We start from the raw sequence: 14,311 nt of genomic DNA, 5'->3' as shown, positions 1-14,311 counted from the left end.
GTAAAAGAGTGACAAATTATGTTCTTTCCAAAGGCCGGGTGGTCTCTCTCAATACCAGATTTGTGTTCAATACTACTGAAGTCGTATCATCAATCAACTGATCTTCTTCAATTTGGGTAAGCAAAAGTTGGGCGGCACTCTTTCCCATTTGTAAGGCTGGTTGGAACACGGTACTTAATGCAGGAGTCATATAGGTAGCAACCGGTTCATCGGCAAAACCGATAACGGAGACATCTTCCGGGATACGCAAACCGTTTTGTTTCACCGCCTGTACAAACTCAAAGGCAATGTAATCGTTATAGGCAAACACCCCATCCGGTCTATCCGGCCCGTCCAACAAGGCATGAAATTTTTCAGCCCGTTGTTCGGCCAAATCCTCCCAATCCACCAACAGATTTTCGTTTACATTCAAACCTTTGTTTTTCAAGCTTTCCATATACCCCATCTGCCGGTAAAAGGAGGTTGAAAGCTCATCAGGGCCTTTGAGATAAGCAATTTTTTTACAGGCTGTTTGTATTAAGTAGTCAGTTGCCTGATAGGCCCCTTCAAAATCATTGGTAATGACCGAAGGGGCTGCCAAATCTTCGCAAATACGGTCAATAAATACAATCGGCACCTGATTTTTAATGACTTTTTCAAAGTGCCCGTATTCTTTTGTATGATCACATAGGGAGACCAATAGCCCGTCTACACGTGAATGCAAGAGGGTTTCCGCAGCTTTCTTTTCTTTCAGTACATCGTCATTGGAAGAGCAAATGACTAATTGATACCCGGCTTGACTGACCACCTCATCAATTCCCTTAATGGCTTTGGAAAAGAAGTTATGAGTGACATCCGGCACGATAAGTCCCAAATTATATGTTTTTTTGATCAACAAATTGCGGGCTGGAATATTAGGGACATAACCCCATAGTTCAGCCAATTTCAATACCTCTTTTTTGGTAGATTCTTTCACTGTGGAAACATCATTCAGCGCACGGGAAACCGTTGAAGGCGAAAGGTTTAGCTCTTTTGCGATATCAACAATTGTCACATTTCTTTTCTGCATGTTGCTACGGATTTACATTCTTCCCTTGAGATGAGGGGTATGGTAAAAATACAAAAGAAGTAGCTTATCTTTACTTGAACGGACAAAATAAGCTAACTCTCCCCTACTCTTTTGTGGAAAAGGCAAAAGATTTGCGTCAAAGGACGGAGATTACTTTGTTATTCGCATAAAACTTTATGCAAAGCAAATTAGAAGGTATGATGGCTGTTATTTTAGTGAATATGGAGAATGTGGAGTATATTTCGAATAAAATAAGAGCGTGTTTAAATTCCATCCTCTGGCTCAAAAATTCCCATTTCAAGAACCTTAGCGCATCATTTTGAATGGCGGCTCCCCGCAACGAATTTCAAACATGTTCTAAGCACTAAACAATGGTTTATTTACTTTTTTGCCAAAAATGTTTTAATTAAACGGCTCCTTATCTTACTTCATTCACACATTCCCCCTTTCTCAAATAAATACTCTTTGTAAGACCACAACCTGGATCTTTTCAAATGAAATCAGACATTACTTTCCCATCCTATTCCGCAAGATGCTTATACGTGCGGTAACCGTACAAAGCCACCACAACAAAACAGATCAAAGGCAAGATAAATGAAAAGTTGACTGCAGGCATCCCCATCATGGTCTGTTGGTCAATAATGGCTGCCTGAAGCGGAGGCATCAAAGCTCCCCCAACAATTGCCATTACTAATCCGGCGGCTCCGATTTCGGCATCATTTCCTACATTTTCAAGGGCAATTCCATAAATTGTCGGAAACATCAGAGACATAAATGCTGAGGTTGCTACCAAACAATAGAGCCCTGCCATTCCTTGTAAAAGGATGGTTCCGCTTATACACAAAAAGCCACCGATGGCAAATAACATCAGCAATCTTCCGGCATTCACATACTTCATTAAGAATGTAGAAACAAACCGGCTTAATAGAAAACCTACCATAGCCACAATATTATATACTTGGGCTTCCGCCTTGGAAAGACCTAGATTTTCCGCATATTGAATAATGAAGGTCCAACACATAATTTGTGCCCCTACATAAAACACCTGAGCCAGCACCCCTTCTCTATACCGCATATTGGCAAACAAGCGCTTAAAGGTTCCGCCCAAGTCCAAGCCATTCGCATTTTTCCGGGCTTTCTCCGGCATTTTGGTAAATGCAATCACCACTAACATTACGATCACAACCAGACCGATCATGATATAGGGATCGCGAATCACCATTAAATCCTGTGCCCGGACGGTGGCTTTTTCAGTTACTTCCAGTGTAGAATAGATCAAATTCCCCGCGCTGTCTTTATCATCGGATTGCAACGCAGCCAAAATAAATTGTTGGGCGACAAACATGCCTGTCAAAGAACCCATAGGATTAAACGACTGAGCCAAATTCAGTCTTCTGGTGGCTGTTTCCGGGGCTCCCATCGATAAAATAAAGGGATTGGCAGTCGTTTCCAAAAATGCCAAGCCAAAAGTGAGAATGTAATACGCTACCAGGAAAAAACCGAACATTTCAAACTGCGCAGCCGGATAAAATAACAATGCCCCTACGGCATACAACCCTAAGCCTATGAGTACTCCGGTTTTATAAGAATATTTTTTGACAAATAATGCCGCAGGTATAGCCATGGTAAAATACCCTCCGTAAAAAGCAAATTGTACCAATGAAGCCTTGAAATTGGAAATCTCCATTACCGTTTGGAAAGCGGAGACCATGGGATTGGTGATATCGTTGGCAAAGCCCCAAAGTGCAAACAGACAGGTAATGAGAATAAAAGGAAGCAATAATTTTTTGGAGACCACCGGACTCTTTTGTGCGGACGTTTCCATAGTTAAGTTATCAGGACTTTCCTGTATCATATTTACTGTGGTTAATTTCTTTTATTAAACTGAGAGATATAGCCGAGTTCCCGACTTTTTTGCCAGGGGATTTTTCATTGAAGAGCGTAGGCTTTTGCCTTTTACAATCACGATAAAAGATGCTCTTAACAAAAGGCAGCAAATTATGTATAATTCGCAAAATTCACAATCGGCCCATTCAAATATTTTAATGAAAACGTTTGCGAAATTGTATTCCCGGTACAAAGAATTACCATTGTGTTGTTTTAACTAAATACTTGGTTACAGGCACTTACAATAACAATGTACAAACCAATGAGTTATCTCTGCAATTTCTTCTTGAGAATTGTTAAAAGGAAATGAATGGTTTTCTATCTAAAATTATACATCTTTGTAACAAACCGCACCCTAAGTAATACACCATTAGCAAAACATTAGCAGTAAGAATATTGCGATTCATAAACACCTAAACTTTCTCCGTTTTATAACAAGGAAGTGGTTTACACTTATAGTTTTTGACCGGAAATGGAATCAACATCGGCTCATCAAGGCACTTATTGAAGAGAATAGCCAAAGCTATTGTTGAAAAAAGGAACACAGAGGAGGCGTTTTTGAAACATTTTTTAGCAAAAAGAAAAAGGGTAATTCACTTCAAGGAAATGCCTGTAAACTCCTAATCGTATTCTTCAAAAAAAGAGTAGTTTATGAACCAATCCAACCTGGAATTAGAGAGGCTGAAAGAGGTTCGGAAATTCCTTATTCAAGAAAATCAATTAAAAAAAGAGCTTCAACAATTGGTTAAGCTCGCAGCTAAAATATGCCATGTGCCTATGGCGGCAATTACCCGGATTGACGCGCATACACAATGGTTTGAAGTTGCTTTGGGAATTGAAGAAAAATTTATCCCCCGGACACAGTCATTTTGTAACCGGGTGATAGAGGGGAACTCAATGATGATTGTGGAAGATGTCAGTCAAGATGACCGCTTCAATACCTCTCCCCTATTCTTAAGTCAACAAGCGGTACAATTTTATGCAGGCGTACCACTCGTCACTTCTACAGAGCATGCACTTGGAACCTTATGTGTTTTGGGTCTTCAGCCACAAACACTAAGTGACGATCAACAATGTATTCTTAAGACATTGGCCAAACAGGTGATTTTCCAACTTGAGTTAAAACAAAAAAACGATCTTCTGAAACAAGCTCAACAGGCACTGGATGAGGAAAAAGAATGGCTCAGACAAGCACAAGCCTTGGCCAGTATCGGTAATTTTCTAGGAGATTTTGAAAATCGCTCTTGGAAAGGATCGGATACTACATTGGAGATCCTGGGATTTGAAGAACAACGCCTTTATTCTTGGGAAGAATTCGTTACCGGTATAGATCCGGAAGATTTATCCAAGCTTACTTCTCAATTTCAACGATTACAGACAACACAAAATGAATTTCATTCACAATACCGCTGGTATCACCGGCAAAATGGGAAGACATTACGAATTCATACAATCTATAAAGTCATAAAAAATGCCCAAAACAAACCCTCAAAGGTTTTTGGCGTCATAAAAGATGTCACCCATCAATGGCAAACACAAAAAGACTTACAAGAGAGTAAAACCCGTCTATCAGCTTTGGTTAACAACTTACCGGGCTTGGTATATACTTGTTTGAATGATGTCCATTGGACGATGTTATACATCAGCGAAGGCTCTACAAAACTGACCGGATACGAACCGGATACTTTTTTAAAAGGAACCATTGCATTTAGTGATCTGATTCTTCCATCGTACCGGAACAGACTGCATAAAGAAGTCCAGGAATCCTTCCACAACAACCAGTCTTTCGAGCTTTCTTACCCTATCATGGTGAACGGACAGGTAAAATGGATTTGGGAACGGGGCAAAGCCGTTGGGAAAACCAAGGACAATGTTGAAATATTGGAAGGATTTATGACAGACATCTCGGAGCAAATCGAGACCGAAAAAGCCTTAAAACTAAGCGAGCAACGCTGGCAATTTGCCTTGGAAGGTGCCGGAGACGGCGTTTGGGATTGGAATCTGGAAACTGGACAAGTATTCTTTTCCAAACACTGGAAATACATGTTGGGATATGATGTTGAGGAAATTACGGACCGGGTGGAAGAATGGGCCAACCGGGTGCATCCGGATGATTTGGCACGTTGTTACCAAGACATAAACCGACATATTTCGGGAGAAGCCAGCATGTATGTGAATGAGCATCGCCTGCGAAAAAAAGACGGAACGTACTGTTGGATCTTGGACCGGGGAAAAGTGATAGAATATTCGAAAAATGGCAAAGCCTTACGGATGATCGGCACACATACGGATATCACACATCGCAAACGAACCGAACGTACACTAAAACGGCAAAACGAAGAAATGCTGAAAGCCAATCAGGAGTTGGATAACTTTGTGTACAGAGTATCGCATGATTTACGGGCTCCTATTTCATCGGTTATCGGCATTATAGAGCTGTTAAAAAGCGAACCTAACAATTCTGAATCGGCATCACATTTATTAGAACTGGCTAAAACCAGTTTGAAAAAGCAGGATACCTTTATCCGGGATATTCTGGATTATTCGCGAAACTCCCGCCTGGAAGTAAACCCCGAAGAAATTAATTTTCAGGAATTAATGGATGAAATTTTATCGCATTTTGAATTTTCCGAGGATTTCAAAGAAGTACATCAAAAGGTTCATATCGAACAAAATCATCCCTTTCATTCTGACAAAAAACGATTGGAAATCATCCTGAATAATCTCATATCCAATGCTTTTCGGTATAGAAATGTACTGATACAGGATTCTTTTATACAGATTGATGTAAAAGTGAAGCAACACATTGCCAATATAAAAATCATTGACAATGGTATTGGCATTCAACCTCAATATTTACATAAAATTTTTAATATGTTTTACCGGGCTACAGACAAGAAGCCCGGCTCGGGGTTAGGCTTGTACATCGCCAAAGAAGCCGTTAATAAAATTCAAGGAAATATAGATGTCAGTTCCAAACCCGGTGTGGAAACAAAATTTGTGGTCACCGTTCCCAATTTAGAACCCTGATATTAATTTCCTTTTTATAAATACCCACAAAGTGTAATTGGGAAATTCCTTTGCACTTTGTGTATTTTTGAATCACCAGCCACCTTGCCAAATAGTGGCAAAATACAATTACATCTCTCCCACTTTTTCCTTTTTTACACCCATTCCCTGATTTTACTTGTTCAAACCTCATTTATGCCGGTTAAAAATATAATCCTGCTCATACTGACTTTTGTCATCATTCAGTTCTCAATTATTTATCAATTTCGCGAACCCATTATTAAATCAATTAAAAAACTAACATTTCCATAGATCCATGGTAATTGCCGAAGAGATTGAAACAAGACGTATAAACGAACTTAGAAAGTACAATTCCGATCCTATATTTCACCGGAAAGAACTCACGGATCTGACGCAACTGATTGCACAAATCTGTGAAGCACCAATGGCGGCTATCACTGTAGTGGAAGAAGAAGAGCTTCAAATAAAAACTGCTGTGGGGTTTGATGAGCGCTCTGCCCCTAGAAAAGTCGCTTTTTGCCATTACACGATTCAAGAGGATGAGCCTATGGTTGTCGAAGACACAGAGGACGATTATCGTTTTTGCCATACTCCTATTTTTCTCAAGCATCAACAAGTCCGGTTTTATGCCGGTATGCCTTTGATTTCGCCCAATGGACTTGCTCTTGGGACGCTCTGTGTTTTTGATACCGTTCCCAGGCGACTCAACCAACAACAGCTATTTGCCTTAAAAACATTGGCCAAACAGGTAATGCATGAAATGGAGTTGTCCGTTAAAAACAAAAACCTGATCCGGAGCAACCGGCAACTGTTGAAGGAAAAAGAACTACTGCGTCAATCCCAATACCTGGCGAAAATCGGTAGTTTCGAATGTAATGTTCAGGACAAAACCTGGAGCGGCTCTTCTAATTTTTTAAGGATTTTTGGTTTTCATAAAGAGAAACAATACTCCTGGGAAGATTTCAGAGCAATTATCCACCCTGAAGACAGAGCTAAAGTCGACCTGTCTCTGAGCAATATGCAGCATTCCAAAAACCACCTGGAACTGAACTACCGGTGTATCAACCTTCAAACCAAAGCAGTACTCCATGTACATTCCATCTGCCGGGTAATTAAAAACCTGAACAACCAGGTCGTAAAAATCTTTGGTATTAAACAAGATATTACGGAGAAGGTCCTGTCTGAAAAAGCCTTGGCGAAAAGCGAAAAACGCCTGGCAACCCTGATCAACAACTTGCCGGGGATGGTGTTTCAATGCAAAAATGACGAAGATTGGAGTCTTATGTATTGCAGTGAAGGAAGTCATGATTTGTTTCATTGCTCACCGGAAGCACTTAAAAAGTGCCGCCCAACAATGGCCAAAAGAATTCCGAAGGGTTATCAAGAAAAGGTGAAACAGGCGATCCGGCAAGCACAAAAGCACAACAATCATTACGAAGTCACCTATCCGATCAAAGTAAATCAAGGATTTAAATGGATTTGGGAAAGAGGTAAAGTCGTAGGCAAAGACTCGAACAATATAGAACTGTTGGAAGGGTTTATGACGGATATTACCAGTCAAATACAAACTCAAGTGGCTCTAAAAGAAAGCGAAGCCCGTTGGCAATTCGCCTTGGAGAGCTCCGGTGATGGCATTTGGGATTGGGATTTGCCTCAAAACAAGATGTTTTATTCTCCTCAATGGAAGGCCATTTTGGGATACGGATCTCACGAAGTGGCGGAAAGTATGGAAGAGTGGAAAAAAAGGATACACCCGGAAGATTATACACGATGCATTAGCAAGTTTCAAAGACACCTTCTTCAGAAAACCGATATGTTTCAGCATGAATACAGGATGAAAACCCGGGAAGGAAAATACAAATGGGTATTGACCCGGGGAAAGGTTATCAAATTCAGTTCATTGGGTAAGCCCTTAAGGGTCATCGGTACACAAACGGATATTTCCGACAAAGTCGCTACCGAGAAACGTCTCAAAAAGCAAAACAGCGAGTTGACCAAAGCAAATCAGGAATTGGATAATTTTGTGTACCGGGTATCTCACGATTTACGGGCTCCTATTGCTTCCGTCACTGGCATCATTGAGCTGCTCAAGCAAGACAATACACTGTCTGAGGCATCGGTGAATTTACTGGACTTGGCTAAAACCAGCCTGAATAAACAAGATCATTTCATTAAGGATATCCTGGATTATTCGCGAAATTCCCGATTGGAAATCCAGAAAAACGCCATAGACTTTAAAAGCCTGGTTGCGGAAGTCTTCTCTCATTATGAATACAATCCCGAATACGAAAAGGCAGAAATCAGCTACCAAATAGAGCAAGCAGCCCCTTTTCTCAGTGATAAGAGACGTTTGGAGGTTATCCTGCACAACTTGGTTTCAAATGCATTGCGCTATGCCAAACCGTATTTTCACAATGCAAAAATCCAAGTGGAAGTGATTGCAAATGCCCGGGAAGCCACTATCCGGGTTACAGACAACGGGATAGGCATCGCTCCGGAGCATTTGCCAAATATCTTTAAAATGTTTTACCGCGCTACGGATCACAAACCGGGTTCGGGCCTAGGCTTATACATTGCCAAAGAATCCATTCAGAAGATATACGGGAAAATTCAAGTAGCTTCTACCTTGGACAAAGGCTCTTCGTTTACTTTGAAACTCCCCAATTTACTCCAAAGGTAAACGCAAAGATTCTTTTTTGAACATTGCCTATAGTAAGTAAAAGCCCCCTTGGAAAAATGAATATCCAAGGGGGCTTTTTGTATATATTCCGGAATAAGCTTCCTGTTCTTTTTCAAAGAAGCATAAAAAAAGCCTATGTCATTGCACAGGCTGTCATTTCAACGATTCACATTCTTTAATTCTCTTCAGAATCCTCTTCATTCCACTTTTTCCCGTTTTTGAGTAATTTCTTATCAGCAGTTTTGATTCTTCTTTCCAATTTCTTGATATCTTCTTCGGGAGGAAGCTCCTCTGGCCGTATTCCTTGTTTGATCAGGTAGTCTCTCAAGTCCTGATTACTGCTAATATGTTCTTTGGCTATATTTTCTTCTCCTTGTAAATCCTTTTGCTTCACATTAAAGTTTGTTACTTGTGTAGCCAGACTTTTGGCCGTGATGGTAATTTCCGGTAAAAAGTCGGCCAGTGGTCGATTTTTCGGAATCTGCATTTTCTGCTTCATCTGATCGGTAGAAAAGCCACCAAACAGGGCTTTGTCTCCCAAACTCCGTATACGGGCAAAGCCGATATGGTCTACCCCACGTTCGTAGATATTCTTGGAAAGTTCTTTTTCTACCTGGGTAAGCTTTTTACGGGCTTTCAAGCGTTCATTCAATTTCAAACGCTCTTCGATCAGTTCCTGCTTACGGGTTTGGAGTGCAAAATAACTCTGAGCAAAGGCCACGGTTTCTTTCCGGCTGTCTGCGTTTTGGGCCGTCAAATAACAAGCGTAGCGGGTCAACATATAGTCATCTACTTCGCGTTCGCCTCCGGAACCGATCTCTACCATTCTCCCCACGCGGAGGAAATGGTCGTCTTTGCCTTCCCCACTATTCTCACAGGCGGTCTGTGCTTTTTCCAGAACATTGGTAAACTTGTCCCATTTGGTATAACCCAGAAGACTTTGTAAATCCCGGGCCAACCAAAACTCCACATTATTATGGTGTTGGGCCACGGTTTCGAAGGCTTCCCGCATCTGATTGATTTTTTGAGTATTCATTGGCTGTAGGTTTTGGGTAAATCAAAAAGAAGAACATAAAGGACAATTTGTCCTTTATGCGTTTAACTGTGCTTCAAGGCGGTAAATCTCTTGTTTTAGTTCTTCGCAGGCTGCCCGACTGTTGTCGTCATTGCCTTTGATCCGGCTGGTAAGATTTAGAATTCTCTTCTTCGAAGCTTCCACTTCGGAAAGGTTGTTCTGAGTGGTCTTTTTCGTATTTTTCTTTTCTAATACACCGGAGATATCCTCCACCTTACTCACCTCTACATCATCGTCCAATTTGGAAAGTTCTTGGATCTCTCCTTTCTTCACTTTTATCTTTCCGGACAAAATATCATGTTTCAAACCCTGGTTGAACTTTCCGATTTTATCCAATCCGGCAGCATATTGAGCATCCCGTTTTACGGTTTTTTCACTTACGTTAAATTCTTTTGCCAAACGCTCAGAAGTGCTGATGCCTTCATCATAAGGGTCATTTTGTCCTTTATATTTGTCCCGATCGTATTTCCCTTTTTCCAGCTTTTCCCGGTTGTATTTCAACCCTCGCAAATAAGAGGCTTGTTCCGGAGTCAGGTTTCTACGCCCTAACTGGTTATCGATCATATAATCTTTGACTTCCTGGATATCTGCGAAATGCAGTATTTTAATATTGAAGTCAAGTCCGTGTTTGGAACAAATGGAGTAGCGGTTGTGTCCGTCTACCAATATGTATTGTTCCTCATGTTCCCATACTAACAGTGAATCACGGCAACCGTTTTTAAGGATATTCTCTTCCAGGGCTTCCAGTTCATCGTCTTTCAAGGGGGGAATCAGATTTAACAATTCCGGAATAATGGTGATGTTTTGTTTGATCCCTACCGTTTGTATAATTTTTTTGTCCTTCTTAATTGCCCCTTTGCTAAAATTCTTTAATAAGTTCTTTTTGTTTGCCATGTCCAGTTTGTTTTTTTACTCGAAAAAATAATTACTCCCCTAAAATTTCCTTAGCCAAACTCATATAGTCCCGGGCTCCATGTGTATTTTTATTATAAGTGAAAATATCTTGTTGGGCCGATTGTGACTCGGTAAGGGCCACATTCTCTCGAATCAAAGAATTAAAAATTTTAAAGCCCGGCAAGCTCTCTCTCACATATTCCATATTGGTTTGGTGCACTACCAAACGGGTATTTACTAATGTAAAGACAATTCCTTCTACCCGGAGCTCATCGTTGATTTCTTCCTGGATTTTCTCAATCCGCGTCAAGATTTTATCCAGACCTTTAATTGCGGAAATTTCCGGCTGAAGCGTAATCAGACAACTGGTAGAAGCAACCATGGCACTGGAGGTAATGATGTTTAGAGAAGGAGGGCAGTCAATCAATATATAATCGTAATCTTTATGTACCGGTCTCAATACTTTATTCAGGCGGTTAAACCCTCCGATGGTTTGCACCAGTTCCATATCTGCTTCGGCAAGTTCCAAGTCACTGGGGGCGAGGTCAAGCCCCTTGGCAATATTGTAAATGGGCAAAGGCTTTTCTTGCAACAAAGCATGTACTACTTGCTCTTCGGGTTCGTCCACACCCAATCCTTGGGAAAGGTTGCCTTGTGAATCCATATCAACCAACAACACCCGTTGGCCATTCATCGCAAGTGCTTTTCCAAGGCTAATCGTAGTGGTAGTCTTTCCCACACCTCCTTTGTGATTGACAATACTTATAATTTTGGTTTGGCCATCTTCTTGATGTTCTTTATACCCATATTTCTTTAATACAGGCATGATACTGCGTAAATGGTCTTTGTTGAGTTTGCGGTCGCCACGTAGTACTTTACTCAATAAGCCCACAGGTAAACCGGCTTCTTTTTCTAACACGGCTAAGGAGAACACCGCGTTGTTTTTCAGAAAGTTAATGACAGCTTCGTTGGTCAGTGACATAGTGTGTAGGTTTTATTTTGTCGTAAATATAAGACAAATACTATGCACTTGTCCTAAATTATTCCAAAAAAAATACAATCCCGTAAAATTTATCTCAAAAAGCAGCGCATCGCAGACAAAAAAGTTATCAGGATTGCGAAAACGTATTGCATTAAAAACAATTCATTCCAGGTGTTTTACGCTTCATAGAGTAGGGGAATATACTCTCAAAACCTTACCGGACGGCAATTACTTTCATCCTTTATTTTAAAAATCTTTCTCTAAAAATCAAAACCTACTACACTTCGCTACAAGTAGCAAAAGTTTTTAGAGTATGTTTAAATTTTACTTTTTGGGCTACAAATTCCCATTTCAATAACCTCAGTCTATCATTTTGAGAATCCTACACTGAAAACTTTCATCATCAAAGGGCTACCCTTTCAAAATAGCCCCAGTGGATAGCCCCACAACGAATTTTAAACATGCGCTTATGGTCTTTTATGGGCGAAAAAGTAAAACGACAGTTTTCGGGAACTGACAGGCAGAGCTATCTTCTTTTTTATAGCGACAATTTTCGGGTAAAAGATTCATTTTCTTCTTTTCTGTGCTTTAAACGGGGAAAATGAGCGAAAAAATCAAAACGACAGTTTTCGGGAAGCATGGGCAGTTTGCTTATCAATTGGAGATCAAGTAGTTACATTTAACAACGATAATTTCCGGGAAATGTAAGTAGAATCTATTCCAGATAAAAGACGACAGTTTCCGGGATCGGATTGTCTGTATTTTGAGCCGTTTTATAGAAAAAACCTCTATAAGCGACAAGATTAGGGCAATTGAGCAAGTAAATAAAACGACATTATTCGGGACAAGTGTCTATTGTATTCACTTTTACATTGTTATTGCCATTTAACAGAAATAGCGACAAAATCCGGGAAACTTTTCCTTTTGAAAAGAGACATTTAATCCCTGTTACAATAAGACGACAAGATTCGGGAAAGGGGAATTATTAATGACGACAAATGCCGGGTAATAAGGTTATTATTCTTTTACTAATTGATAATCAATAATTTAAATAAATTTATAAAAGCTCAGATTTTTAATTCTGTTTATATCTTTTTAATCTTTTCTTATTTTTAGGGGGTTATAACTAACTGATAACCATGCTATTACAAGACTAAACAACGACATTTTCCGTTAATGAAGACGACAAAAGAAGGGCGATTTCAGACATTTTTCGGGAAAAAAACGACAAGATTCGGGTAGTAAAGTAGACAAATTTCGGGTATAAAACGACCTTTTCCGGGATAAACAACGACATTTATCGGGGAAGGCGACATTTTTTTACCGCTGTCGTTTTTCTGTAAAATATTTTCTTATATTTGTTCATTCGATTTTTCTTTTGATGAACCAGGACAAAGAAGAGCTCAAATCATACTCAAAGCTTTTTAGCAAGTAAACCAATGAAAAAGAATACCGCAACTGTCGTAAAGGCAAATAATGTCATTGAGGCCAAATATAGGTTGAGTACCCGGGAACAAAAAGTTTTGTTGTTGTTCATTTCCATGCTCAAACCTTCCCACCAAAGAGGCCATGTATACACCACCCATGTCAATGAAATCATGGAGGTCTTAAATACCTCGGATACGAAATGGGGGGACGCTTACACTTCCTTTAAAGAAATTGTGACTTCGCTAAAGAGTAAACCCTTGCATTTGGAAAATGACGAAGAGGTGATTATTTGTAACTGGTTGGGGGCGGTTTCTCTCATTAAAAAATCCGGTGAAATCAAGTTTGCCTTTGAGCCGCAACTCGAACCGTTTTTATTTGAGGTGAAGAAAAATTTTACCATGTATCCTTTGCATAACATTGTACGGCTGAAGAGTTCTTTTAGCATCCGGGTTTACGAATTACTTAAGCAGTATGCTTTGATAGGCAAGCGGAGGTTTGAGCTACAACAGTTGAGGGGGATGTTAGGGATTCAGGATGCATTGTATTCCCGGTATTTTGATTTCAAGAAACGGGTATTGTTGACAGCCCAAAAGGAACTGGCTAAAAAGACGGACATTAGCTTTACTTTTAAAGAAGAAAAGAAGGGGCGCAGGATTGCGTATTTGACATTTTATATCAATCAGAATGAGTCGAAAGGCGCTGTAGAAGGGGAACAGGTATATGAATTGAGCCTGGAAGAAGAACCTCAAAACACAGGCGGTCAACAACTGTCGTTGGAATACGACAAAGAACAGAGGCTTCGCGAGCGGCTTTTGGAATTACAGTTGGACGAGTGGCAAGTAAACCGGGTAGTAGAAAGGGTAGGAGTGAACGGAGAAAGCGGCATTTGGAAATTGATCAATGAAATAAAAATGGACAAAAGAGACGGAAAAGTGAAAGGGGGGATTGCCGGGTATACGGCTAAGCTTTTGGACAAGAGGTATAAATTAGGCTTTTTCAAGGCAGCCGAAGAGGCTTTGAGCTAGTGAGAGTAAACAACGACATTTTAAGGGTTGATTTTATTGAAAAATAAAAGTGGTTTGAGCTTCTGTACATCAAACCACTTTCACAATGAAGTGATTTCAACTTATCGTTTTTGACCGAAGATGGAATCAAAATCGGCTCATCAAGGCACTTTTTGAAGAGAATAGCCAACGCTATTGTGGCAAAAAGGAACACAGAGGAGGCGATTTTGAAACCTTTTTTAGCAAAAAGAAAAAGGTTAATTCACTTTAAGGAATATATAGT

At 40.2% G+C, this 14,311-nt stretch carries 8 protein-coding genes; 3 read left to right on the top strand and 5 right to left on the bottom strand.

Going from position 1 to position 14,311, the window contains the following annotated elements; all coding sequences use genetic code 11:
- Positions 1–16 precede the first annotated feature (16 nt).
- A complete protein-coding gene (locus tag AAG747_RS21150; protein WP_346823223.1) occupies positions 17–1,048 on the bottom strand; it encodes a LacI family DNA-binding transcriptional regulator in 1,032 nt (343 codons plus the stop codon).
- Between the two features lie 520 nt (positions 1,049–1,568).
- Positions 1,569–2,903, bottom strand: a complete 1,335-nt coding sequence (gene fucP, locus AAG747_RS21145; protein WP_346823222.1) for an L-fucose:H+ symporter permease — start codon at positions 2,901–2,903, stop codon at positions 1,569–1,571.
- Between the two features lie 683 nt (positions 2,904–3,586).
- Here fucP and AAG747_RS21140 point away from each other — a divergent pair.
- Both AAG747_RS21140 and AAG747_RS21135 read left to right on the top strand, forming a co-directional pair.
- On the top strand, positions 3,587–5,965 hold the full coding sequence (locus AAG747_RS21140) for a PAS domain-containing protein (RefSeq protein ID WP_346823221.1): 2,379 nt from the start codon (positions 3,587–3,589) through the stop codon (positions 5,963–5,965).
- A gap of 295 nt (positions 5,966–6,260) precedes the next feature.
- Positions 6,261–8,645 carry a PAS domain-containing protein gene (locus AAG747_RS21135; RefSeq protein WP_346823220.1) on the top strand — a complete coding sequence of 795 codons (2,385 nt, stop codon included), beginning with the start codon at positions 6,261–6,263 and terminating at the stop codon, positions 8,643–8,645.
- A 175-nt stretch (positions 8,646–8,820) separates the two neighbouring features.
- Here the strand turns inward: AAG747_RS21135 and dinD are convergent, their stop codons facing one another.
- Genes dinD through AAG747_RS21120 form a run of 3 tightly spaced genes read right to left on the bottom strand, consistent with a single transcriptional unit; the run spans position 8,821 to position 11,596 of the window.
- Positions 8,821–9,681 carry a DNA damage-inducible protein D gene (dinD, locus tag AAG747_RS21130; RefSeq protein WP_346823219.1) on the bottom strand — a complete coding sequence of 287 codons (861 nt, stop codon included), beginning with the start codon at positions 9,679–9,681 and terminating at the stop codon, positions 8,821–8,823.
- 54 nt (positions 9,682–9,735) lie between these two features.
- Positions 9,736–10,614: a ParB N-terminal domain-containing protein gene (locus AAG747_RS21125; protein ID WP_346823218.1), complete on the bottom strand. Its 879-nt coding sequence runs from the start codon at positions 10,612–10,614 to the stop codon at positions 9,736–9,738.
- A 31-nt stretch (positions 10,615–10,645) separates the two neighbouring features.
- Entirely contained in the window at positions 10,646–11,596 is a 951-nt protein-coding gene (locus AAG747_RS21120; RefSeq protein WP_346823217.1) for a ParA family protein, read from the bottom strand.
- A 1,439-nt stretch (positions 11,597–13,035) separates the two neighbouring features.
- On the opposite strand from AAG747_RS21120, the gene AAG747_RS21115 reads away from it, so the two are divergent.
- Entirely contained in the window at positions 13,036–14,049 is a 1,014-nt protein-coding gene (locus AAG747_RS21115) for a replication initiation protein (protein WP_346823216.1), read from the top strand.
- Positions 14,050–14,311 lie beyond the last annotated feature (262 nt).

The sequence above is a fragment of the Rapidithrix thailandica genome (assembly GCF_039710355.1).
In the GTDB taxonomy this organism is placed as follows: Bacteria; Bacteroidota; Bacteroidia; order Cytophagales; family Flammeovirgaceae; genus Rapidithrix; species Rapidithrix thailandica.
Note: the sequence above shows the minus strand (reverse complement) of the source record. Positions and strands in the feature narration are given on the sequence as shown.